This is a genomic window from Streptomyces sp. NPDC094034 (assembly GCF_040303865.1).
Lineage (GTDB): Bacteria > Actinomycetota > Actinomycetes > Streptomycetales > Streptomycetaceae > Streptomyces.
This window is the reverse complement of sequence record NZ_JBEOUD010000067.1, coordinates 1-22,470: the sequence shown is the minus strand read 5'-3', so window position 1 is coordinate 22,470 and position 22,470 is coordinate 1. Positions and strand designations below refer to the sequence as shown.

At 67.9% G+C, this 22,470-nt stretch carries 18 protein-coding genes and 4 pseudogenes; 9 read left to right on the top strand and 13 right to left on the bottom strand.

What is annotated here, in order from left to right:
• Nucleotides 1-25: 25 nt before the first annotated feature.
• The 4 genes from ABTZ59_RS34710 to ABTZ59_RS34695 all read right to left on the bottom strand — a co-directional run bounded on the left by ABTZ59_RS34710 (nt 26) and on the right by ABTZ59_RS34695 (nt 6,468).
• Complete coding sequence (locus tag ABTZ59_RS34710; RefSeq protein WP_351424092.1) at nt 26-1,465, bottom strand: aldehyde dehydrogenase family protein; 1,440 nt, start codon at nt 1,463-1,465, stop codon at nt 26-28.
• A 303-nt stretch (nt 1,466-1,768) separates the two neighbouring features.
• A complete protein-coding gene (locus ABTZ59_RS34705; RefSeq protein WP_351424115.1) occupies nt 1,769-2,701 on the bottom strand; it encodes an NADP-dependent oxidoreductase in 933 nt (310 codons plus the stop codon).
• A 212-nt stretch (nt 2,702-2,913) separates the two neighbouring features.
• A complete protein-coding gene (locus ABTZ59_RS34700; protein ID WP_351424089.1) occupies nt 2,914-5,673 on the bottom strand; it encodes a helix-turn-helix transcriptional regulator in 2,760 nt (919 codons plus the stop codon).
• Nucleotides 5,674-5,910: 237 nt separating this feature from the next.
• On the bottom strand, nt 5,911-6,468 hold the full coding sequence (locus tag ABTZ59_RS34695) for a MarR family winged helix-turn-helix transcriptional regulator (protein ID WP_351424084.1): 558 nt from the start codon (nt 6,466-6,468) through the stop codon (nt 5,911-5,913).
• Nucleotides 6,469-6,746: 278 nt separating this feature from the next.
• Here ABTZ59_RS34695 and ABTZ59_RS34690 point away from each other — a divergent pair, with 278 nt between their 5' ends.
• From ABTZ59_RS34690 to ABTZ59_RS34670, 5 genes are all read left to right on the top strand, one after another.
• Nucleotides 6,747-7,718: an aldo/keto reductase gene (locus ABTZ59_RS34690; RefSeq protein ID WP_351424074.1), complete on the top strand. Its 972-nt coding sequence runs from the start codon at nt 6,747-6,749 to the stop codon at nt 7,716-7,718.
• Nucleotides 7,719-7,848: 130 nt separating this feature from the next.
• Nucleotides 7,849-8,940: a Gfo/Idh/MocA family protein gene (locus ABTZ59_RS34685; protein ID WP_351424067.1), complete on the top strand. Its 1,092-nt coding sequence runs from the start codon at nt 7,849-7,851 to the stop codon at nt 8,938-8,940.
• A gap of 331 nt (nt 8,941-9,271) precedes the next feature.
• Nucleotides 9,272-10,387 (top strand): NAD(P)-dependent alcohol dehydrogenase, encoded by a 1,116-nt coding sequence (locus ABTZ59_RS34680; RefSeq protein WP_351424063.1) that lies wholly within the window; start codon nt 9,272-9,274, stop codon nt 10,385-10,387.
• A 44-nt stretch (nt 10,388-10,431) separates the two neighbouring features.
• On the top strand, nt 10,432-11,514 hold the full coding sequence (locus tag ABTZ59_RS34675) for an MBL fold metallo-hydrolase (protein ID WP_351424060.1): 1,083 nt from the start codon (nt 10,432-10,434) through the stop codon (nt 11,512-11,514).
• Nucleotides 11,515-12,022: 508 nt separating this feature from the next.
• Nucleotides 12,023-14,299 (top strand): hypothetical protein, encoded by a 2,277-nt coding sequence (locus tag ABTZ59_RS34670; RefSeq protein ID WP_351424058.1) that lies wholly within the window; start codon nt 12,023-12,025, stop codon nt 14,297-14,299.
• Nucleotides 14,300-14,430: 131 nt separating this feature from the next.
• Here ABTZ59_RS34670 and ABTZ59_RS34665 read toward each other — a convergent pair whose 3' ends face one another.
• Nucleotides 14,431-14,730: a hypothetical protein gene (locus tag ABTZ59_RS34665; RefSeq protein WP_351424055.1), complete on the bottom strand. Its 300-nt coding sequence runs from the start codon at nt 14,728-14,730 to the stop codon at nt 14,431-14,433.
• A gap of 10 nt (nt 14,731-14,740) precedes the next feature.
• Between ABTZ59_RS34665 and ABTZ59_RS34660 the strand changes: the two genes are divergently transcribed.
• A complete protein-coding gene (locus tag ABTZ59_RS34660; RefSeq protein ID WP_351424048.1) occupies nt 14,741-15,346 on the top strand; it encodes a tyrosine-type recombinase/integrase in 606 nt (201 codons plus the stop codon).
• A gap of 245 nt (nt 15,347-15,591) precedes the next feature.
• Here the strand turns inward: ABTZ59_RS34660 and ABTZ59_RS34655 are convergent, their stop codons facing one another.
• The 4 genes and pseudogenes from ABTZ59_RS34655 to ABTZ59_RS34640 all read right to left on the bottom strand — a co-directional run bounded on the left by ABTZ59_RS34655 (nt 15,592) and on the right by ABTZ59_RS34640 (nt 17,238).
• Complete coding sequence (locus ABTZ59_RS34655) at nt 15,592-15,912, bottom strand: hypothetical protein (RefSeq protein WP_351424043.1); 321 nt, start codon at nt 15,910-15,912, stop codon at nt 15,592-15,594.
• Between the two features lie 140 nt (nt 15,913-16,052).
• A pseudogene (locus ABTZ59_RS34650) lies at nt 16,053-16,343 on the bottom strand (site-specific integrase); the annotation flags it as partial.
• A gap of 28 nt (nt 16,344-16,371) precedes the next feature.
• Nucleotides 16,372-16,533 (bottom strand): hypothetical protein, encoded by a 162-nt coding sequence (locus ABTZ59_RS34645; protein ID WP_351424040.1) that lies wholly within the window; start codon nt 16,531-16,533, stop codon nt 16,372-16,374.
• A 108-nt stretch (nt 16,534-16,641) separates the two neighbouring features.
• Nucleotides 16,642-17,238 (bottom strand): TetR/AcrR family transcriptional regulator, encoded by a 597-nt coding sequence (locus ABTZ59_RS34640; RefSeq protein ID WP_351424037.1) that lies wholly within the window; start codon nt 17,236-17,238, stop codon nt 16,642-16,644.
• 63 nt (nt 17,239-17,301) lie between these two features.
• Between ABTZ59_RS34640 and ABTZ59_RS34635 the strand changes: the two genes are divergently transcribed.
• The gene (locus ABTZ59_RS34635; protein ID WP_351424035.1) at nt 17,302-18,189 is read left to right on the top strand and encodes an NAD(P)H-binding protein; all 888 of its coding nucleotides are present in this window, start codon (nt 17,302-17,304) and stop codon (nt 18,187-18,189) included.
• A gap of 659 nt (nt 18,190-18,848) precedes the next feature.
• Nucleotides 18,849-19,532 (top strand): SMI1/KNR4 family protein, encoded by a 684-nt coding sequence (locus ABTZ59_RS34630; RefSeq protein ID WP_351424027.1) that lies wholly within the window; start codon nt 18,849-18,851, stop codon nt 19,530-19,532.
• A 302-nt stretch (nt 19,533-19,834) separates the two neighbouring features.
• Here ABTZ59_RS34630 and ABTZ59_RS34625 read toward each other — a convergent pair whose 3' ends face one another.
• From ABTZ59_RS34625 to ABTZ59_RS34615, 3 genes and pseudogenes are all read right to left on the bottom strand, one after another.
• Nucleotides 19,835-20,281 (bottom strand): GNAT family N-acetyltransferase, encoded by a 447-nt coding sequence (locus ABTZ59_RS34625; RefSeq protein ID WP_351424022.1) that lies wholly within the window; start codon nt 20,279-20,281, stop codon nt 19,835-19,837.
• 63 nt (nt 20,282-20,344) lie between these two features.
• Nucleotides 20,345-20,863 (bottom strand): annotated as a pseudogene (locus ABTZ59_RS34620) (transposase); the annotation flags it as partial.
• A gap of 518 nt (nt 20,864-21,381) precedes the next feature.
• On the bottom strand, nt 21,382-21,897 hold the full coding sequence (locus ABTZ59_RS34615; protein ID WP_351424016.1) for a Tn3 family transposase: 516 nt from the start codon (nt 21,895-21,897) through the stop codon (nt 21,382-21,384).
• 140 nt (nt 21,898-22,037) lie between these two features.
• Here ABTZ59_RS34615 and ABTZ59_RS34610 point away from each other — a divergent pair.
• Nucleotides 22,038-22,376 (top strand): annotated as a pseudogene (locus ABTZ59_RS34610) (class I SAM-dependent methyltransferase); the annotation flags it as partial.
• On the opposite strand, the pseudogene ABTZ59_RS34605 reads toward ABTZ59_RS34610, so the two are convergent.
• A pseudogene (locus tag ABTZ59_RS34605) lies at nt 22,371-22,470 on the bottom strand (IS481 family transposase); the annotation flags it as partial. The pseudogenes ABTZ59_RS34610 and ABTZ59_RS34605 sit on opposite strands and share 6 nt — an antisense overlap.

Sequence of the window (22,470 nt, the reverse complement as noted above, 5' to 3'; positions counted from 1 at the left end):
TTTCTCGTCCTGCCGTCGTAAGCCATCAGAGCTGTGGTGCCACGTGAACGAGGTGCTTGGTCTCCTGAAACTCCTCGATTCCGCGGATGCCGTTCAGACGACCCACGCCTGACTGCTTGAAGCCCCCCTCCTCGAACTGGTCGTGGATCACGGCCCAGGTGTTGGTCCAGACGGTCCCGGCCCGCAGCTCACGACCGACGCGCAGGGGGCGGTCGAGGTCACGGGTCCAGATGCTCGCGGCGAGGCCGAACTCGGTGGCGTTGGCACGCCCGACGGCGTCGGCCTCGGAGTCGAAGAGTTCGAAGGTGGCGACCGGGCCGAACACCTCGCGCTGCACGATCGGCGCGGATACGTCAGCGACCTCGATCAGGGAAGGGCCGAGAAGCGCCCGATCCCGCTTGCCCCGCACGAGCACGGTGGCGTAATCGGCCGCAGCGGCCACGGTCTGTTCGACCCGTTGGGCGTTGCTTTCGTCGATCATGGCGCCCATTTCGCTGGCGGGGTCGTCGCCAGGTCCGACCCGGACCGTTTCGAGGGACGCGACGAGCCGCCGGCGGAGTTCGTCGGCCACGCCGCGCTGGACCAGCACCCGACTGCCCGTCATACAGAACTGGCCCGCGAAAGTGGTGATGGCCTTGGCGAGCACGGGTACGGCGGCGTCCAGGTCGGCGTCGTCGAACACGAGCATCGGGGTCTTTCCGCCCAGTTCCATGGACAACGCTTTGAGCGTCGGAGCGGCCTGTTTCATGATCACGCGGCCGACGGCGGTGGAGCCGGTGTAGCTGAGCACATCGACACCGGAGGAGGAGACGAGCTCCGGCGCCCCGGCGTTTCCACTTTCGGTGAAGACGTTGAACACGCCAGGATCCAGGCTCGGAGTGTCGGCGATGATCTCGCTCAGCAGTCCGTTGACCAGACCGGTCTGCGCCGGCATCTTCATTGCCACGGTGCAACCGGCGGCCAGAGCGGGAGCGAAGGATCGCGCCGAGAGGATGACCGGTGAGTTCCACGGCACGATCACACCGGCGACGCCCACAGCTTCGCGCAGTGTCATCGAGTACATGCCGGGTCGCACTTCCGCGGCGCGGCCGTGGTCGGTGATGGCGAGCGCCGCGTAGTAGCGGAGTTTGGGGATTGTGCCGTCGACCTCAAGAGCCGCCTCGGAAAGCACTTTTCCGTTCTCTCGTGTCAGGAGAGTGATCAGTTCCTCTCTGCGGTTCTCAAAGTGGTCGGCCAACTCGTGCAGCGCTGCCGCACGGCGGTGGCGATCGCGGGACCACCCGGTGGTGTCGAAGGCCCTTCGGGCCGCGGCCACAGCGGATCTCGCTTCCTCCGCACCACCGTCGGCGAACGTCCCGAGCAGGTCGTTCGTCGCGGGGCTGCGCGACTCGCCGCGGGCGCCGGAGTCGCGCCACCGCCCGTCGATGTAGTGGCGCGCATGGGGCAGGGTTCCGGATGTGGGCATGAGGCGACCTCTCGTCGTGCGTCGATCGATGTTTCGCGGCGGTCCGCGGGACAACGGCAGCGACGTTACAAATCAGGGCCCGCATCCGAATCGGGCGTGCAATCGGTCGTCGGCGGAGGCAGCGCGGCCGCCTCGGCGGTGTCGAGAGCGGCCGGGAGCGCGAAGGTCGGGTGCTCCGCGCCATGGTCCGGTCGGCCATGCGCGCCAAGATCTCCAGCGCTCCCTCGGGGGACGCTCGTGGAACAGCGACGCCGTGCCGCGGGTCGCATGAGAGGTGGCTTCCAGGGTGTGGACAGCGACGAGTTAGGGGACCAGGACGATCTTTCCCGTGGTGTGGCCGGCCATGATCTCGCGGTGGGCGGCGGCGGCCTCACGCAGCGGGTAGCCGTCCGCGATCACGATGCGCAGTCGGCCGGCTGCCGCGGATTCCGTGAGCTGTAGGCGGGCGGCTTCCCGGATCTCGGTGCCGGGGTCCCCACCGGGCGCCCCGCCCAGGAGTTTGATTCCAGCGCGCGCCCCGCGCTCGTAGCCCGCGATGGTCGCGATGCGGGAGCGGGCCGGAACGAGCTCCATGGAGACGTCCACCGCCTCGTCGGTACCCACGAGGTCGGCGGCCGCGTGCACACCCTCCGGCGCCATCGTGCGTACCCGGTCCGCGAGTCCCGGCCCGTATACGACCGGGGTCGCTCCCAGCTCCCGCAACAGGTCGTGCTTGGCCTGGCTTGCCGTGGCCACAACGGTGGCGCCGCGTGCCACCGCAAGCTGCACGGCCACGAGGCCGACGCCTCCCGCGGCACCGTGGATCAGCACCGTCTCGCCCTCGCTCAGGCCGATCGCTTCGAGAGCGTGTACGGCGGTGACGCCGGCGGCCAGCAGCCCGCCGGCCTGCTCCCAGGACAGGGCGACAGGCTTGGGCACCACGGACGAGGCCGGTACGACGAGTTCGGTGGCATAGGCTCCTGGCGCGTGATGGGCGATCACTTCGTCACCGACCGCGATCGGACCCGCGGGGCCGACCGCGTCGGCGCCGACCGCGGTCACCACGCCGGCCGCCTCGACACCGAGCCGCAGCGGCAATCTCTCCGGATCTGCGCCGAAGACACCGCTGTACATCTTGTAGTCGAAGGGATTGACACCGGCCGCGCGGACCATGATGCGCACCTGGTTCGGCTCAGGCTCCGGGACGGCGACGTTGATCACCGACAGGACCTCGGGGCCTCCATACGCGCCCGCCACTACTGCTACTGCTTCGCTCATACCAGTGGGCAACCGTTGCGCGAGGCACCCCATTCCTCCACAACGCTCTGCCTGTGGCGCTCACTGCCCGGCACACGCTCGACGCCTACGGACCGCAATCGCCCGGGAGTTCCGCGGCTCGATGATGGTGCTGGTTCTTGTGCATGATCGGGTCGCCCGCTCGCACCGGCCGGTGTCGGCGCACGGCGCGGTCAGTCACCGGCCGCGCTGAGCCGCAGGCCACCCGCGAAGTCGATCCGGGCCAACTCGGCACGGGAGGTGATGCCCAGCTTGTAGTAGACCTTGGCCAGGTGGTGGCCGACCGTGCGTGGGCTGATCAGCAGATGTGCCGCGATCTCCCGATTGGTCAGACGCTTCGCCGCCAGTCGCGCGACCCGCAGTTCCTGCGTGGTCAACCCGGCCTCGTCGGTCCGGCCGGGCTCGCGACGGGCCCGCGGGCTCTCGGTCAGAGCGTGCTCGGACAGCGCCCGCGCCCGCAGTGGCTTCGCCCCCAGGCGGTCGAAGATCTCGGCGGCTTCGGCAAGTTGGATCCGGGCGTCGGCCCGGCGGCGCGCCCGCCGCAGCCACTCCCCGTAGAGCAGCCGGGTACGGGCGTACTCGAACGGATAGTCCGCCGCCCCCGCTACGTCGAGGGCCGCCTGGTACGAGGTCTCTGCCGCCGGGCCGCCGAGCACGAGGGCGCGGAGACGATGGCCGATGGTGCGGGCCCACGTCGCGCCCGTGCGCTGTGCCCACGTCTCCACCATGGCCACCTGGGGTTCGACGACGTCGGCGTTCCCCACCTGCACCGCCGACTCGACGGTGTCCATGGCAGCCAACAGCGCGCAGGTAGGGTGAGCGGCCTCGTGCTCGGGCTCGGCGAGCGGCATCAAGTGACTCAGCGCGTCCTGTGGACGACCGTCGAACAGCGCCGCGCGGCCGCGGTGCAAGTACGCCGACGCGCTGAGTCCGCGCACTCCGCGTGGGACCGAGACCCGCAGCATCTGGGTGGTGTGCTCGTCGACGGTGCGGTGATCGCCCCGGGCAGCGGCCAGTGCTCCGAGGGAGACGCGGGATTGCGTGGCCACGTGATCCGCGCCGACCTCCTTGGCCAGCCGCAGTCCCTCGGTCGCCGCGGTCTCGGCGGCTTCCCACCGACCCGCGGCGATGTCGAGGACCGCGGTCTGGGCGAGCACCAATGCCAGCGCGGTGAGTTCGTGCCGACGCCGCAGATGGACGGCCTGCTCGCGCAGTACGTCGAGCAGCGAGTTCTCTATCCCCCAAGCCTGGGCCAGCGGTACGGGTGGCAGCAACTCCCAGGCGGCCGTGCCGAGCCGACTGACCGTGCCGCTGGCCATCTCCGGAGCGGTCGGGGTGACCTCGCCGGTCTGGTCGTAGCAGGACCACCAGACCCTCAGCACGGGCACCAGCTCCGACAGCGCGGGATCACCGTCGGTGTCCACGGCGAGTAGCCGCTGCAGCGCCTCTTGCTGGAGGTCGGGCCGACCGGCCGACCACGCGGCGCGGACCGCCACGGTGCCGAGCTCCACCGCGCCGCGAGCGCCAGGGACGACAGCCATGTCGCAGACCAGGTAGCGGTGGGCACGCTCAGGCACGCCGTGGGCGAACTCCAGGATCCCGCGCAACCCGCCGCTCAGCCGGGCGACGAGAAGCTCGCCCCCCAGGCGCTCGGCGTCGTCCAGCAGCTGCCGCGCCGCCTCCGCGTCGCCTGCGTCCCAGGCGGCGCGGGCGGCAGCGGCCAGGCGGCGCGCAGCCGCGGCCGGTTCGGGGGACAGCTCGGCCGCCCGCCGCAGTGTGCGAGCCGCTATCGGCGCCGCACTACGTTGCAGACACTGCTCGGCGGCTTGCTCCAGCAACGCGGCGACGTCCTCGTCCACCGTGTCGGCGGCGGCTGCCAGATGCCAGGCCCGTTCCGCAGTGGCATCACTCGGCAGGGTGACGGCCAACGCCCGGTGCGCGGCCTGCCGGTCCAGGAAGGGGGCGCCGTCGTAGACCGCCGCCCGGATCAGCGGGTGGCGGAACTCCAGCCGGGCCCCGGTGGCACGGATCAGACCGGAGCGCAGGACCTCGTCCCAGGTGCGCGTGTCGACGCCCCAGTCGGCCCCGGCACGGTGCACGACATGGCGGTCGCCCCGGTCCTCGGCGGCGGCCAGCAGCAACAGCGCCCGGGCCGACGGCGTCATGGCCATGGCCCGGGAGCCGAACGCCCGCCGCAGCCGTGGCCCGACCGGCGTCAGATCCCCGTATCGCCCGAGCAGCGCGTCGCCATCGGGCTCGTGATCGATGGTGGGTAGCTCGTGCAGCGCCAACGGGTTGCCCCCAGCTGCCCGGATCGTGCGATCGACCAGCGCCTCGTCGGCCCCAGGGGCGGCCGCGACCAGGAGCCGCCGGGCGTCGTCGTCGGCCAGCCCCACGACCTCCAGTGCCGGCAGTCCTTCCCACGGCCCCGAGGCAGGGTCCTCGTGTCCGGTGAGCAGCACCGCGACCGGATCGGTCGCCACTCGTCGGGCGATGAAGCCCAGGCAGTGCGCGGTCGCCTCGTCGACCCACTGGGCGTCGTCCACCACGACAAGCACCGGTCGCTCCCGGGCAAGATCGCTGAGCAGTGACAACACGGCCGCGCCGATGAGGAATCGGTTGGTCGTGTCCCGGCTCAATCCCAGCGCGCCGCGCAACGCCGCGGCCTGTGGAGGGGCAAGCCTCTCCAGTCGGGCCCTCACGGGCCACAGCAGTTCGTGCAGCGCCGCGAACGCGAGCCCCGCTTCCATCCGGGAGCCACGGCACCGCAGCACCGTCGCGTCGGACGCGGCCTCGACGGCATACTCAAGCAGGGCGGTCTTGCCGATACCCGGCTCGCCCCACAGCACGAGCCCGGAGCCCGAGCCGTCCGCGGCCCGATCCAGTACCTTGTCGAGCGCCGCGGTCTCGGCGTGCCGCCCGAACAACTCCATGTCCCATCCCAGAATGTCGTGCCAGGCCGCGGTGGTGCGACCGTTTCGAGGCTATTGGCCATTGTGCCGCTGTGGCCGACCGATCGAGCGGCCGATGAAAGCCGCAGTGACGAGCGCGACCGACGCTTACCGGAGGACGACGAGGATGAAGCGCCCACTCGTGCGCCGCGCGTGCGAGGGAACGCGATGTTCGGCAAGGGCCGCCAAACCAATCGGCGGCGGTATGCGGCTGTGCGGCTATGACGTCGATGTTCCGGGCGGAGTCGATGCCGCAGAGCCCCCGTCGAGTTGCGCGCGCTTGATGGCGGCCTCGACCGCGGTGCCGATCCGGCGCAGTGCCGCCAGCTCTTGGGGCCCGAGCCCGTCCATAAGGTATTCGCGAACCGCTGCGACATGTCCCGGCGCCGCCGCCACCACCGTTTCGTAACCGGCCTCGGTCAGCGTCGCGTTGGTGCGTCTGCCGGAGCCGGGGATCCGGGCTCGTGCGAGCAGTCCGCGCTTCTCCAGCCGTCCGGCGACATGCGACAACCGTGACAGCGACGACGCCGTTCGCGCGGCCAGATCGCTCATCTGCAGTGTGTGAGCGGGCTGTTCGGACAGGACAGAGAGCACCATGTACTCGAAGAAGGTCAGCTGGGCTTCGCACTGCATCCGCGCGTCCAGAGCAGCCGGCAAGCTGATCATGATCGCGGAGTTGGCCAGCCACGCCGCCCGCTCGTCATGGTTCAGCCACCGCGTTTCGGTAACCGGCCCCGTGGACTCTCGGGAGCCAGAGCCTTCTTCGGCCGGTGCCATCGCCTCGGAGATCGACTCGTTCGACGGACGCCGACGGCGTTGTCCGTTCGTGTCAGCTGCGGTACTCGCCATGAGGCCATACTAGCCACCCTTATTGACGCGTCAAGTTGTGAGGGTGTAGTTATTGACGCGTCAAGTTCGTCTCGCTGTCGCCTGAGCGCGTAACCGATCGCGGCGCGGTGCGCCATCGACGCCCTTACGCAACGTTCTGCGGCGCTGAAACCGGCCCCCGCTTCGAAGTGTGGGGCCGGCGAATGGATCCACGAAAGGACAACCGGATGCAGTTCACATCGCTTGGGGGCCTCCACGTCTCACGCATCGGCCTCGGGGCCATGGGCATGTCGGCGTTCTACACCGGCGCCGGCCGTGACGACGCCAAGTCGATCCGCACCATTCAGCGCGCTGTGGACCTCGGTGTCACGCATCTGGACACCGCCGAGGTGTACGGGCCCTACGTCAACGAGGAACTGGTGGGCCGCGCCGTCAAGGGCCGCCGAGACCAGGTTGTCCTCGCCACCAAATTCGGCCTGGTCTCCCACACCGGCCGACCAGGCCCGGACAGCACCCCCGCCGGCATCCGCACGGCTGTTGAGGGATCGCTGCGGCGGCTGGGAACCGACCACATCGACCTGTACTACCAGCACCGGGTCGACCCCGGTACTCCCATCGAGGAGACGGTGGGAGCGTTGAGTGAGTTGGTGGACGCGGGCAAGGTCCGCCACATCGGGCTGTCGGAGGCGGCCGCGGCGACGATCCGCAGGGCCCATGCGGTTCATCCAGTGGCCGCTGTCCAGACCGAGTACTCGTTGTGGACACGAGATCCCGAGGCCGACGTGCTGCCCACGCTGCGTGAGCTCGGCATCGGACTGGTTCCGTATTCGCCGCTGGGGCACGGGTTCCTCGCCGGTGGAATCCGCACGCTGGATGGCCTGGACGCCGCCGACTGGCGTCGTACCAATCCTCGGTTCATCGGCGACAACCTCACGCACAACCTGCGCATCGTCGACCAAGTGCGCGAGGTCGCCGACGACATCGGGGCCACGCCGGCGCAGGTCGCCCTGGCCTGGCTGCTCGCACAGGGGGACGGTATCGCGCCTATTCCGGGGACGAAGCGTATCGACCGGCTTGAGGAGAACAGCGCCGCCGACGGAATCCGACTCACCGCAGACCAGATCACCCGTCTGGGAAACCTGACACCGGCGTCCGGCGAACGCCATGCCGAGCCGGACATGGCGGCCATCGACCAGTGAGAACAGCGTGGGGTGAGTGATTCACCCCACGCGATCCGCCGGTTGTGCACTTCAGGCCCGGGCAGTGAGCGGCGGACTGGGCCAAAAACAATCAATTCTTGTTGTAGCGGACGGAATGGAGCACTACACCATGTCAAACACACTCATTGGTGTCGGCATTATCGGTGCGGATACCAAGGCGAGCTGGGCGGGGGCAGCACATATCCCCGCGCTGGCGGCGCAGCCAGACTTCCACCTGGCGGGCGTGGCGACGCGGCGCGAGGAGAGTGCCCGCATCGCTGCCGAAACGTTCGGCGCCGAGCGCTGGTTCGCCGATCCCTACGAGCTCATCCGCGATCCGTCGGTTGATCTCATCACCGTGGCAGTCAAGGTTCCGGCTCACCGCGAGCTCGTCCTGGCCGCCCTCGCGGAAAACAAGGCCGTGTATGCGGAATCTCCGCTGGGAGCCACCGTCGCGCAGACGGAAGAGATGGCCGATGCGGCCGGCTCGCTGCACACCGCGATCGGGCTCCAGGGACGGTTCAATCCCTCGGTGCGCCGCGCGGCCGAGATCACCGCCCAGGGCCGGCTCGGGCGGCTCCTTTCAGCGCGAGTCGCCGCGACGACATTCGGCAACGGCCCGGAGTCGGTGAGCGCGTACGAGTACTTCGACAAAGCAGCGGCGGGAGCGAACTTCCTGACCATCGCGGCAGGCCATGTCCTTGATGTCATCGAAGCCGTTCTCGGTGACATCACCGAAATCGATGCGCGCACCGAACTCCTCTGGCCTCAGGTGAAGCTGGTGGACACCGGCGCGATGTCCGCCCGGGAAGTCCCGGATCACCTCGACGCCATCGTCAAGACCTCGTCGGGGGCGCCGGTCGGAGTGCAGGTCTTGGCGGGCGTACCCGCGCCCGACGCCCACTTCAGCCTGGAAGTTCGCGGGTCGGACGGCTGGCTGAAGCTGACCGGTGATCACCCCGCGGGCGTTCAGGTCGGCGACCTCGCGCTGTCGTCGAGCGTGGACTTCACCGCGCCCGACAGCCCTGTCGCCACCGGCACCGGCCCAACCGCCGCCGAGATCTGGACGGGTGCCTCCATCAACGTGGGGGAGGTCTATGCCGGCCTGGCGCGCGACATCAAGAACGGGACCCACCACACCCCGGGATTCGACCACGCCGTCCACAACAGCCGCCTGATCGCCCGAGTCGAACAGGCCTCGCGCACCGGCCTCCGGCAGTGAACGTGTAACACCACTCCTGCTCGTCTCACACCACTCCTGCTCGTCACCTCAACGCCCCTTCCGGTGACGCACGGACGGCCAATGGCCGCGCCCTACCCCATCAGGGCTGGTGTCCGCGATCGAGGTCGCGGACACCAGGTCCGATCGCGGCAGTCTTCGAGAGACCCACGCCGTGACCGATATGGCGACCGATCCGCGAGCACGAGCAGCCGACGTAGGTTCGGGCCAGCCGAGGGGCCCTGAGGCCCACAACCCCGATCCAGGAGTCGTTGATGATTTCTGTCCTCTGTCACCACGGCGCCCGCGGTGCTATGCGAGAGGCTCACGACGCATGACCACGTCCGCGCGCGCCGCCGTTCTTGAGACGCGGAACGGGCCGTTCGAATTGCGTGACATCGAGATCGAAGACCCGCGACCCGACGAGGTAGTAGTCCGCATGGTCGCGACCGGAATATGCGCGACCGATGCCCATGTGCGGGCGCAACGTATGGCGACGCCACTACCGGTGGTGCTGGGGCATGAGGGTGCGGGAGTCGTCGAACAGGTGGGGGCCGCTGTCACCACCGTCGAGGCCGGCGACCACGTCGTCCTGTCGTACCACTCGTGTGGCCGCTGCAAGCCGTGCATGTCCTCCCACGCGGCCTACTGTGACAACGTCTGGGCAGCCAACTTCGCGGGTGCCCGCCTGGATGGCTCGAACGCACTGCACGTCGCCCACGGTGCCGAGCCACACGGTCACTTCTTCGGCCAGTCCTCATTCGCCACCTACGCTCTGACCCACCAACGGAACACGATCAAGGTCCCCCGTGATCTGCCCCTCGACGTCATGGCTCCGTTGGGGTGCGGACTACAGACAGGCGCGGGGGCCGTGCTCAAGGCCCTCGCTGTTCCGCCGGGGGCGTCCTTCGCCGTGTTCGGCGTGGGCGCGGTGGGCTTGGCGGCGGTCATGGCGGCTCGCGTCGCGGGTGCTACCACGATCGTCGCCGTCGACGTCGATGCACACCGGCTCGAACTCGCCCTCGATCTCGGAGCGACGCACATCGTCAACCCCGGCCAGGTCGAGGACCTGGTCGGCACACTCCGCGCCATCGAGGCGCGCGGCCTGGAGTACGTCCTCGATACGAGCGGCCGCACGGAGAACCTGGATGCCGGGGTCGCAGCCTTGGCACCGCTGGGCCGATTCGGCTTCGTCGCGTTCCATGAAGGCACAGGCGCCATGATCGACGCCGGTCGGCTCACGGTCGGCCAGTCGTTGCAGGGCATCATCCAGGGAGACGCTGTCTCGTCGCTACTGATCAACGATCTCGCCCAGCTCTATCGAGCGGGCCGGTTCCCGATCGACCGATTGCTGTCCTTCTACGACTTCTCCGATATCAACACCGCGTTCGAAGACGCCGTCTCTGGCCGCGCCACCAAGGCGATCCTTCGATTCACGTCACCGGGATAGCCCGCCCGTTCGACAGATTTTCCACAGAGAGAGGCATCTCGCCGATGTGCCAGAGCAGTCAGAAACCCATCAGCGTTGACAACACCTCAAGCTTCTACGCGATCGACCACTATGGCTTCCCTCAAGCGGGGGCGGACGACCCGACGGACCCCGAGGCGTATTACCCCCCTTACTTCCGGAGCGAGCACTTCCAGAAGTACGGCTACCACGTCGAAGAATTGCGCGACGGCTTCTATTGGGTCACCAGCGCCGGCTACGACGCCGCATTCGTGGTGACCGAGCAGGGCGTGGTCGCGATCGACGCACCGCCGACGCTGGGCGAAAACATGCTGGCGGCGATCGAGGACGTCACCGACCAACCGGTGACCCACGTGATCTACAGTCACTGGCATGCTGATCACATCGGCGCGGCTTCCGTGTTCGGTCCCGACGTCGAGATCGTCGCCCACCGCATCACCAAGGATCTCTTGGAGCGCTTCCCCGACCCGAAGCGGCCCCTCCCCACGAGGACATTTGACGACGAGCTCGTCCTCGAAGTCGGCGGCGTGAGCCTGGAGCTCTCTTACAGGGGCGAGAACCACTGCCCGGGCAACATCTTCATCTACGCACCACAGCAGAAGGTGCTCACTGCCGTGGACATCATAAGTCCGGGAAGCGTGACGTTCATGCACTGCGACGCCTCGCAGAACATCTCTGGCTGGTACGAGGCGCAGTCGCAGATTCTCGCATACGACTTCGACTTCTTCGTCGGCGGACATCACATGCATTACGGCACCTACGAGCAGGTGAAACTGTGCGTGGAGTACTTCGCGGACGTGCTTGAGGGGGCGACCGCGGCGGTCGAGCGATTCAGCCGTTCGGACGCGCTCGTCGACATCGTGACCAGCACCGGCTGGAACAGGATGTTTGTCGGCACCGAGAACTGGATCAACTCGATGGCGAATTACACCACCCGGCACGTCCTTGAGAAGACGACCAGCAACGGCCAGCTCTGGTGGGAGCGGCTGGCAGGTGCCACCACCCAGACCAAGTACCACGCGTATACCGTGTTGGAGTCGATCCGGCTGGAGCGGCCTCGCCCGGACTACCGCATGCGGGGCGAGAATCCCCCGGTCTTCCTGACCTGACGCCGCCTTGAGCAGTACGGCCGGATGAGCGGTGCGACGAATTGTCTCGGTCCGTCGCGCCGCTCCCTGAACAATGCAAAGGGGGACGGTCCGCGTCCTCCGGCGCGCTGTGATCGGAAACCGCCACCACCCGGCGCGGCGCTGCGGCGTTGAGCGCTTCGTTCTCCAGATGCTGAAGGTTCTCGCGCGGCAACAGCCGCGCGCGGCCTGGGCGTGGAGTTCGCCGACGTGGAGCACATCCAGGTCGAGCCGTAGGCCAGCTTCCACACAAGAGCCTCGTCCCTGGCGGTTACTGATCGCTTCAGTTGGCGAGTGTGCATGTGAGTCGGCGACCAGAGTGCTTGGTGTCGTAATCGGGTAATGCGCAGGCTGCCCGCGCCCCTGGCAGGACCGTCCGAGAGCCCTTTGCGCCACCCACGAGCACCGTCGGAAGGTCATTGTCGGCCGAAGTGTGATCAGATCGGATGCTCGGGTAGTTCCGTCCGGTTGTTCCCTTGGCTGCACCCTGATGCAGGATGTGCTCGTGATTCGTCAGGGGCGTGCCGGGGCAATCTCGGCGGTGGTGTTGAGCATTGCGGTGTGCTTGGTCGGTCTGTGGTGGACGGTGACTGAGCTGCCGGAGACGAAGGGGGAGAAGCCTGACTCGGCGGGGGTGTTGGCGCTTCTGCCCAGCCTGGTGGGTGTGGTTCTCGGGGGATGGGGTTCGTGGGCAGGCATTCGGGCCCTGCGGGCCCAGCGCACGGCTCCGTTGATCGCGGAGGAGTTCGCCGAGCGGGTGGAGCGTGCCGAGGGCACCCAGTACAGGCAGCTACTGGGCAGCGGGCGGGCGGCGCCGGACGGACGGATCGACCTCGCCTTCACGGTCACGGCCGCCGGGGTGGACGGTTCGCGCCCCGCCGGAACGCTGGAGGAGATCGCCGACTTCTACCGGAGCCTGCGGCCTGGGCGGATGGTCATCACCGGCACACCTTCCGCCGACCGGGACGGGCGGCCCGCAGGTGACGCGGGAACAGGCAAGACCGTGCTCGCCCTGTCCCTGATCCTGGGCCTGACCAAGGGACGTTCCCAGCGGGACCCGGTGCCCGTACGCCTGACCGCCGCATCCTGGCCCGGCAGCGACATCCGTACCTGGTTACGCACCCACTTGACCGACGTCTACCAGCTTCCCCGCCGCGACGCCGCCCGCCTCGTGGAAGCCAACCTCGTCCTCCCGGTCATCGACGGCCTGGACGAAGTGGACCCGGGCACGGCCCCCGGCTATCGCTCACGCGCCGCTCAACTCTTTCGTCAAATCGATGAGTTCGAGCACGGCGGCACACACTGCCCAGTCGTCGTGACCTGCCGGCACGCCCACTACCAAGCTCTGGTGGAAGCAGAGGCGGAGCCCCGGACCGTGGCCCACGTCGCGGTGGCCCGCGTCGATGCCGCCCGCGCCCACGGCTACCTGTCGCAACGCGTCGCCGGCACAGAGAAGGGCCAGGCCCGCTGGCAGCCGATCCTCGCCGCCCTGGACGCGGTGGCGACGACCCCGGCCACCACGGTGCCCCCGGAACGCACTCTGCTGGCCGAGGCACTGGACACGCCCTGGCGTCTGACTCTGGCCGCCACCGTCTTCCAGGAGCGGGACACCGAGGGACGGTATCTGCGCGATCCTGCCGACCTCCTCGCGCGGGCTGCCGGAGGTCATCTGTACGAGTACCTCCTGGACCACTTCATCAGTGCCGCCGTGGCAGCACCCCACCGGGCGACGGGCGACACGTCCCGTCCGTCGGGCGCAGACGGTCGTCCACGGTTGGATGCTGACGCCACCTGGCGGCACCTGGCATTCCTCGCGCGCTACCTCAAAACCAACAGAGACTTCGGAGACGGCTCGCCGCGTCGCGTTGCAGGGCGCACGCTGAGCGGGACCGATCTCGTCCTCCATGAGCTGTGGCCTCTGGGCGGGAAGCACTGGACACGGTGGACCGAACGCGTTCTGGTCGGGGCATTCCCGATGCTTATGACCGGTATTGTCTGGCTGGATTATCGTAAAGGTTGGGGCGCGATCAATGTGGGGATGGTCTGGCCCTTGCTATCGCTTTTCTGGGTAGTGCTATATCGTCCCGCATGGCCGGAACCGCGACGATTCGATCTGAACCGTCTTCGCACTTCTACCGCCCGGCACGCTCTCGCCAAGGGTTTGGCGGCCGGTATCGCGATCGGAATAGCGTTCATCTCCGCATTTGTTGTGTACGATCTTTCACAGAATGACGATTATCATCTTTCTTCGGGTGACATCCAGTTTCACCTAGGGGAGGGACTCGCGACCGGGCTGCCCCTCGGGCTTGCGATCGGCGTTGCACTCGGACTCATGACCAAGCGAGAACGTGCAGGAGTCGCTCCGCATCACCTCATCCGCGAAGACTTCACCGCTGCAGTCGCTTTCGGGCCCGTGGCAACCGTCGGATTCCTCCTCCTCTCCCAGTTCGCGCTATTGCTCACAATCCCCTTCTTTTCCGAAATCCACATCGAGCACGAACCCGACTTGTACTGGAGAGCGCTCTCCATCGGAACGGTAATCGGGCTTATCGTATTTACCCTTCCTGTCGCAGGTGGTGCGGCAGCCCTGCGGTATTTCGCGCTCCTCTTGCGCACACGCAGAAATCTACCGTGGCGACTGGGGCGCTTCCTCGATCACTGCTACCAACTCGGCGTCCTGCGCGTGTCCGGGACGGCGTACCAGTTCCGCCATCGTGAGCTCCAGGACCACCTCGCCACCCGCCCCACGCCACCACCCCGCCCGTGAGAGGGCTTTGGCCACCAAAGAATTGCTCCTGCCCTGGGCCAGGGGGTAGCGACCGAAACTCAGCCCGCCAACTGAAGCGCTCACACCGGCATTGAGGCTGCCGGGGGGGCGAGGCGTTTCGCATTGCGCGGTCACGGGCTGCCAGGGTCGTTCCGCTCCCCGTCAGCCGTCTTCTGCTTGAACTCCGTGAGGTCCGCGGAGGTGGCGGCGTGCACGATCTCCAGGCGGGTCACCGCCGACTGCACGTCGTCGCGGCGCATGTCGCCGACCGCGAACTCCAGCAGAATGGCCACCGTCATGTCCTGCTTCCACATGCGCAGTTCGGCCTCGCCCACCAGCTGCGGGCCGCTGAACACGGCCAGGCCGACGTAGCACTTGCGTGCTTGCTCCTGACGAAGCCGGCGCAGCAGACCGGCGCCGGGCCGGTCCATCTGCCGAACCGTGCTCAGCTCGTGCACCATCGCCTGGATCTGCAAGGCTGGACTCGTCGACGGCGACGACAACCCCACGGTGTTGGCCCACCGGTTTCGGCACACGGTCGGCACCCAGCTCGCCGAAGGGGGCGCTCAGATCCAGACCATCATGGCTGTCCTCGGGCACCGCAACGCGCGGATGTCGGCCACGTACTCCCACATCAACGACCCCGTTCTGAAGGAGCAGTACGAGAACGTCATCGCCGCCGGCGGACGGGTCGCGGGACCTGCCGCCGAGGAGCTCCTGAGCAGAAGGATCGGCGAAGACACCCTGAACTGGCTCAAGACCAACTTCTTCAAGACCGAACTCGAACTCGGCCATTGCCTGTGGGCACCCGCTGAAGGGCCCCGCGAGTGCGATCTCTACCTCCGTTGCTCGACGTTCCTCACCACCAGTGAGTACGCCCCGCGCCTGCGGTCCCGGCTCGCCCGCGAGCAGCGACTCGCTCAGGACGCAGTCGAGCGCGGCCGGCCCCGCGAGGTCGAGCGACACAACGCCATCGCCGGCCGGATCCGTGGCCTTCTCGCCGACCTCGGCGAGAGCGCCGAACTCGGCCCTGACGACCGCTGCTGACCGACCCCGCACCCGGAGAATCGTCCAGATGAGAACCTGCTGGGCCGCTACTCATTCCAGCTTCCCGAGCTGCCCGCGAGCTGCGGCCCCTGCGCAGCCCGGACGCCGCCGACGACGAATGACCACGGTCAGTCGGGGAAGTTGCCCTGCCTCTCTCCGGCCCGTCCGCGTTGACCGACACGCACACGGCACCGTGAACAGGATCGACTAGGAGCCTTATGGCTCAGGCAATTACGACAAGTGCTTCACGTCCACCTGTCGTACGCGTCGAGCACGGCCCTAATCCCGTCTTCCCAGCTCCTGAAGACCCCCCGGACCATCGTGAGCGATACCGCCGGACTCGTGTCCCTACCGTCCATCACATAAGGGTTGCAGAGATCGCCCGACGTCCCCATGCCGACCACGTGCCCCACTCTGGTGAACCCACAGTCGTTCGGGTTCGGATCCGTACACACGAAGACATAGACATCCCTGTCGTCCTCCTCGGGCGAGACGAGGAACAGACCCCGCCTTGTCACCTCATTCCGCACGCGACGATCGATCTCCGACACATCCAGGAACACCATTGCCCCGCTCCGTCCGGTCTACCCGGCCACCCCAGCAGTGACCGATGACAGTCTGTTTTGTAGGGAGGAATAGCGGCGACAAGACTGCTGCAAGTTGGCTTGAAAAGGCCCCAGTTCGCGGCCTTTCCCGAACGGGTGACTTAGCGCCGTGCGTTGCCGGGTGCGGGGAGGCTGGTGAGCTCCGAGATCGCTTCGTGGGAGGGCTTGAAGTACCGGCGGACGTTCTCCGGCTTCCTGTGCCGGGACTTGGCCATCAGCATCAGCAGGGAGGCGCCCTGCTCGCCGAGGTGGGTGAGGACGGAGTGCCGGTACTCGTGCAGGTCCCAGCCGGTCCCGGGCCCGTGCACAGCGGTGTGCTCGTAGCGTGCTGCGCCAGGCGCTGGCCATAGACGGCGAGCGCCGGGTGGGACCGTGGACTGAGGCCCGGTTCGGACGGCTGACAGTGGTCTCGGGAGCTGTTCAGTCGGCGGTCTCGATCCGCTGCGGAGCGATGCCCAGGACGAGCTGCTCAAGTGGCTCCGGGGCGGGGCCGAATGTGGCCAGCGAGGGCTTGACAGTGCTGCCGCTGCCTTCGGCAAGGGCCGTGCTGTCGCGCCCGGCCGGTGCCAAGATCGAGACCAAGTTGGCGACCTGTGTCCGACGAGGCGGTGGCTGCCGGCAGGCCTGACCGGGCCCGTGGCAACGTGTGCGCAGGGCCGTGGAGCCTTCTTCGACCGGGAGTTTCGCCTGTCACCGCAGTTGGTTGAATGCCTGGTCAGCGTCGGCTACGGCTTCGGGGTGGACGTCGTGGGCGGTTCGACCGTCGGCGATCTTCTGCCAGTTGGTCCGGGCGAGTACCCGTTGGACCGCGAGTACCTGGGCGGCTCGCAGGCGTGCCTGGATGCCTTCGCCGAGGGCGTCCGCCAGTGCCTCCTCGTCCTCGAGCTGGTACCGCGTGAGCCGTCCCGCCAGGCTCGGTGTGGTGAACACCAGCCGATGGAATGCCACCACCTCGGGATGGTCGTTGAGGCCGGTAACGGGATCGTACCGATCGAGCCCGGCCCGGAAGTGCCGGTGCAGGGCCGTCACCGGCTTGATGCCGGGTCTGCGGTCGCGTACGACGCGTGCTGCTTCGCCCTGGTGGTCTGCGAACCGGTGCAGCACCAGGTCTTCTTTGGTGGGGAAGTACCGGAAGAGGGTCGGCTTGGAGATCTCGGCCACCGCGGCGATGTCGTTGACCGAGACGCGGTCGAAGCCGCGCTCCAGGAACAGCGAGATGGCCGCGTCGCCGATGGCGTCGCGCGTCCGCTCCTTCTTGCGGGCCCGCAGTCCCGTCGGCTCGCTCATCTCACCAGCGTAACATTCATAACCGAGTTGCTTTTTTAACCGAGTAACGTTTTCATGAGCGGCATGAATCAGATGGACCTTCCTCCCGTGCTCGTAACCGGGGCGACGGGCCGGATCGGCCGCGTCGTCATCGACCAACTCCTCGACGCGGGCGTGCCGGTCCGTGCCCTCGCCCATCGCTCCGAGGCGGCGGCGACGCTGCCGGCGAAGGTCGAGGTCTTCACCGGCGACCTCACTGTGCCCGAGACGCTCGAACCGGCATTGAATGGCGCCGGGGCGGTCTTCCTCGTCTGGACCGCCCCGCCTCAGACCGCCGCGGCAGTCGTCGGGCGGCTGGCGGCCCACGTGCGGCGGGTCGTCTTCCTCTCCTCCCCGCATCAGACGCCGCACCCCTTCTTCCAACAGCCCAATCCCATGGCGGTGCTGCACGCCGACATCGAGCGGCTCATCGCGACCACCGGACTTGAGTCGACGATCATCCGGCCGGGGATGCTCGCGTCGAACTCGCTGGCCTGGTGGGCGTCCGCGATCCGGGCCGGCGAGGTCGTCCGGTGGCCTTACGGCGCTGCCGAGACGGCACCGGTCGACGACCGCGACATCGCAGCCGTCGCGGCGCGGACGCTCTATCAGAACGGATACGTCGGAGGCGACTACGTCCTTACGGGCCCCGAGTCGCTGACCCAGGCCGCGCAGGTGGGCGTCATCGGTGACGTCCTGGGGCGCCGGATCGCATTCGAGGAGATGACTCCGGACGAGTTCCGAAGCCTGTCGGAGGGCACGGCGCCCAGTTCGGTCGTCGACATGCTGCTCGCCGCGTGGAGCGCGGCGGTCGGACAGCCCGCGTACGTCACCACCGCGGTGGCCGACATCCTCGGTACGGCGCCGCGAACGTTTCGCCACTGGGCCGCCGACCACGCCGCCGCGTTCATGGAGGATTCGGAGGGTTCGTAACCTCGTCAACCGCGACGTGCGTCGCCGGCCGCAGCCCTCAGTCGTCCCGGCCCCGCCCCCGGGATGTGCCGGGCACGCGGGTGCGGAAGGCTCAGGTGGCCCGGGGCATCGTGCGTACCGACAGGATAGTGACGGGAGCTGTCTGGTCCTCGGCTCCGACGTCGAGGGGGACCGCCGTGATGCTGGTCGAGCCGCAGGTCAGGCAACGGGGGATCGCACCGCGTCCAAGAGGCTGAGCAGGTGTTCTGCTTCGTGGATGAGAGCGGTGCCCGCGGGGGTGGTTGCGAGGGGGCCGGTCCCTTCGATCAGCTGAACGCCTGCGGCGCAGGTCTGGCAGTCCGCGCGCCCGGCATCGTGGTCGGCTTACGAGAGGAACTGGCCGCGTCGTCGGCACCCCCCTCCCCGGCACATGGAACACAGGCCATGTGGTAGCCCGCCCAGATGGAACGCGGGTTTTCGGCCGCAGTTCCCGCAGTACTTCGCACACATTGAGCACAGTCGTTCCGAACCGACGCGTGTCTCCCAGGATGGGGTCTGGCATCGGCAGCACAAGCTGCTGTCAAAGTGCTCATCGTGCCGAGCGCCGTTCCTGCCCGTCCCTCCCTCGTTCCCCCTCGGCTCATCCCCCCTGTTCCTCAGCCGTTCGTATGGTGGGCGCCATGAGCGATGTTGTACAAGCCTGGCGCCGCATCGAGAACTGGCTTCACCAGCACCAATGCGTCGGTGACCTCGAAGCCCTGCGCCCCCCGGCCTCCGAAGAGGCCATCCGGGCCCTCCAGGACACCGTCCCGTACTCGCTTCATCCACATCTCGTGGAGTGGCTTCACATTCACGACGGCGCCATACAGGAATGTTCCATCTGGCCGTTCCGGTACTCCCCGGTCAAGGCCGAGGGAATGAGAGGCGGACCCGAGCATTTCCGGGAGGCGTTCGATGACTTCCGGAGCGAATTCACGGATGACGATCTGGAACCCGAGGGACCCGAAGGGCCGTGGGACCCGCCAGACGCGTACGAGTTCTGGATCCCCGTCGCGGTGACCAATACCGGGGAGTACCTGGCGGTGGATCATCGGCCTGGCGACACCTACGGAACGGTCCGGGAGATCGACTTCGAAGGATCCGATGTGTGGGGCGTGATCCGATGGCGGAATCTGGGTGAGTTGTTCGACGAGATCGCCGACTCCCTTGAATCCGGCTCAGGTGTCCGGGGCCGCGGGCGAACGTACCGGCACGTTCCCCAGGTGATCGAAGTTCCGCCAACCATCACCGCGCCCGACCTGTTCGCGGTGCCTGTGGTGACCGGCGGAGATCCGGTGAATCGCCTCGACTGGCGGATCGAGTGACCCGAGCGACGCGAGGAGGCCCCGCCTGGAATCCAAGAAGAACGGGCCGGGCGGGCTCCTGCTGACTAACGGTTACGGCTGTTTGGAGTAGAACCCGTTGAGACGGCGGCCTGCCGTTTCGTTCTGCCCGCCATGCATCGAGGCTCGGGCCCGACGAAACCCGCGCATCAGCCATGCTGACCGCCAACCGCGCTGCTCGTCCGCCAAGTAGAGCGCTCATCGGTCACCTGAAAAGCTCAGTCACAGTACTGACGACCCACAAGGCACCCAGCCTCTGCTGGGGCTAGGGACTGCCCGGCGGATCAGCTGAGACGCAGGTCGATCCAGGGCACGGTGTCGCCCTCGCGGAGCAGGTAGCGTTCGACCTCGATGAAGCCGTGCTGTTCGGCGAAGCGCAGCCCGTCCGGATTTGACGCGAGCACTACGGTCTCGATCACCTGAGCGTCCAGCGCGCGGGCCTGGCCCAGGGCGCGTTCGTAGAGTCGGGTGCCGAGACCGTGGCGGCGGTGTTCGGGCAGAACGCGGGCGATGACCGTCGCGGTGGCACCGTTGTCCTTGGTGGGCGGGCGCACGGTGGTGCAGCCGATCAGGACATCGCCGAGGTAGGCGACCTCCATGTGGTTGCGGCCTGTGCGGGCACGGACGTCGTCGAGCGACAGAATGTCGCCGGGGACGATCACGTTGTGGGCGTACCGCCAATCGCGGATCGAGGCGTCGTCGTCCACCGTTCTGACACGAAGGTCGTTCATCGGACCAGGAAATCGGTGTCTGCTGTGCGCGTCAACTGACTATGTCGTGCGGGGAAGGGCAGGTCATGGCCGGGGCCGGAGCCGGGGCCGGAGTCGCATCGAGGCGACGGTGATGGTGCCGTGGAAGATGTAGGCACGCTTGTCGTTTCTCGTGGCCACGGCCCGGGAGTTCCTGAGCCTGTTGGTCGTTCGCTCGACTTCGTTCCTCCTTTTGCAGATCGTCTTGCCGAAGCCGGTGGGCCGACCGCCCTTGCTGCCCCGGCTCTGGCGGTTGGCGCGCTGGTTCCTCGGCTCGGGGATGGTGTGCTTGATCTGGCGCCGCCGCGGGTAGCGGCGGTTTCGGTGGGACGAATACGCCTTGCCCCCGCCGACATGGTCGGGCCGGGTGCGGGGGCGACCGCCTTCGAGCCGGCCCACCCGGATGCGGCCCATAACCGGGATGAACTGCGGGGCGTCGCCGCACTGGCCCGGCGTGATCAGCAAGGCCAGGGGCCGCCGTCCGCCTTTCCCGGTGAGATGGATTTTGCGGGTGCGGCCGCCCCGAGAGCGTCCGAATCCCTCATCGGGGCGGTGCTGTCGGGGCGTTGTTGTTCCCCCGGCACCCGAGCGCGGGCGGCGTCCAGGCCCTCGTTGGTGCCCTGTCCCCGGGCCCGGTCCTGTGTAGCCGGATACCGCCGTGTGTAGCCGGATACCGCCGTGGCGCCGTCACGGGCGGTAGCGTGACCGGTGCCCGTGGCGGCTACCGACGGCCCGCTCGTTGCGTCTGCGGCGTGCCCGGCGCCGGGGTCACCGTCCGGGTCGGGGCGGCGTTTGGGCCATCTCACCATGAATGGAGATCGTCCCGCATGCTGTGGCCGTCCCGACCCGGTCAGCTGAAGTCGACACCCGTGCCTGCGCTGCTGCCAGGCCCGTCCGCAGTGGCGTCCCCGGTGCGTTCCGCCCGAACGGGCCCGCTCCCGGTCTCCTGCGGGCGCCGCACTCCGGTGGACACCCGGCCTCCACCGGTGGCCAGCGCCTTCCCTCGGGGGCGCCGTCTACAGTCCGGCTGCCGGGTCGTTTGCGGCCACGGCCCGCAGCGGCCGGTGTCCCCGGTTATCGAGTCATCGAGCTGGGCGAGTTCGCGTTCGTAGTCGACGGTGATGGAGCCGTAGTAGCTGACCACCGAGCTGCGGGCCGGGGGAGAGGTGCGCCAGCACCTCGGCTCCACCTCGCGACCGACGGTGCGCAGCTGGTGACCGCCAGGCCCATGTACTCGGTGTGCCACAGCAGACCACCGCGTTCGTCGCCACCGTCAGGCACCACGCCCGCTCGTTCTGCTGCTCGGGCTGACGCCGCGTGACCTTGCCCTCGCGGGCGTAGCGGAGCTGACGACGCAGCGAGTGGATGGACTCGCCCTTGTTCAGCTGCCGGGCGATCTTGGGCCGGTAGGCGGGATCGGACAGATACTTCGCGGCGTAGATCGTCCGCCGGCTGGCGCTGTACTCCTCCCGCGCCGCGGCGAGGGCGTTCTGCCAGGAGGATGCGGAGAGCTTGCCGACGATCAGGGAGGCGGTGGCGTGCCCGTACCTCAGTCGTGACCAGGCAAGACGCAGCAGATCGTCCCAATGTGCCGCCACTAGGTCGAGGTTGGCCTACTTCGTAGGCAACGGCCCGGCTTGTGTTGCATTCCGGACCCGCTGGCGTGACGCAGATCACCGTAGGGGTCTTGATGGTGGAAGGTGAGGCCGAGTGCGTCCGCTGTGGCAGGGTCGGGGCCATGCCTTTTGATCACAACGAGCACTATCACCGTTTGCTGCTGCGCCAAGTGCCGCAGAACTGCGATGCGGCACTGGATGTGGGGTGCGGGACCGGCCAGTTCGCGCGTCGGCTCGCTCACCTGGGCATAGAGGTCGATGCGATCGATCCGTCTGAAGAGGCCATCGCGGAGGCTCGCGCGCTGTCCGGCCGGATGACCGGTGACCGGAGTCCGCGCTTCCAGCACGCGGACGTGACTGAAGCCGAACTTCCCAAAGCGCGCTACGACTTCATCTCGTGCCTCGCCAGCATTCACCACATGCCATTCGACACCGTCGCCGCATTGCGTGACGCGCTAGCTGTATTGATCCGCAGCGTTGTTTACGCGGCTGATCGGGGGCTGGCCTGCGAGTGCGGTGTGGCTGCGGTGGTGGTTGTAGGTGTGGAGGAAGTCT

Bases quoted from the DNA above. Each gene is read 5' to 3' on its own strand.
- ABTZ59_RS34695 (WP_351424084.1), bottom strand. From the start codon at position 6,468: ATGGCACCGGCCGAAGAAGGCTCTGGCTCCCGAGAGTCCACGGGGCCG.
- ABTZ59_RS34710 (WP_351424092.1), bottom strand. From the start codon at position 1,465: ATGCCCACATCCGGAACCCTGCCCCATGCGCGCCACTACATCGACGGG.
- ABTZ59_RS34690 (WP_351424074.1), top strand. From the start codon at position 6,747: ATGCAGTTCACATCGCTTGGGGGCCTCCACGTCTCACGCATCGGCCTC.
- ABTZ59_RS34625 (WP_351424022.1), bottom strand. From the start codon at position 20,281: ATGAACGACCTTCGTGTCAGAACGGTGGACGACGACGCCTCGATCCGC.
- ABTZ59_RS34680 (WP_351424063.1), top strand. From the start codon at position 9,272: ATGACCACGTCCGCGCGCGCCGCCGTTCTTGAGACGCGGAACGGGCCG.
- ABTZ59_RS34640 (WP_351424037.1), bottom strand. From the start codon at position 17,238: ATGAGCGAGCCGACGGGACTGCGGGCCCGCAAGAAGGAGCGGACGCGC.
- ABTZ59_RS34665 (WP_351424055.1), bottom strand. From the start codon at position 14,730: ATGGACCGGCCCGGCGCCGGTCTGCTGCGCCGGCTTCGTCAGGAGCAA.
- ABTZ59_RS34700 (WP_351424089.1), bottom strand. From the start codon at position 5,673: ATGGAGTTGTTCGGGCGGCACGCCGAGACCGCGGCGCTCGACAAGGTA.
- ABTZ59_RS34670 (WP_351424058.1), top strand. From the start codon at position 12,023: ATGCAGGATGTGCTCGTGATTCGTCAGGGGCGTGCCGGGGCAATCTCG.
- ABTZ59_RS34630 (WP_351424027.1), top strand. From the start codon at position 18,849: ATGAGCGATGTTGTACAAGCCTGGCGCCGCATCGAGAACTGGCTTCAC.
- ABTZ59_RS34675 (WP_351424060.1), top strand. From the start codon at position 10,432: ATGTGCCAGAGCAGTCAGAAACCCATCAGCGTTGACAACACCTCAAGC.
- ABTZ59_RS34635 (WP_351424035.1), top strand. From the start codon at position 17,302: ATGAATCAGATGGACCTTCCTCCCGTGCTCGTAACCGGGGCGACGGGC.
- ABTZ59_RS34685 (WP_351424067.1), top strand. From the start codon at position 7,849: ATGTCAAACACACTCATTGGTGTCGGCATTATCGGTGCGGATACCAAG.
- ABTZ59_RS34655 (WP_351424043.1), bottom strand. From the start codon at position 15,912: ATGGTGTTCCTGGATGTGTCGGAGATCGATCGTCGCGTGCGGAATGAG.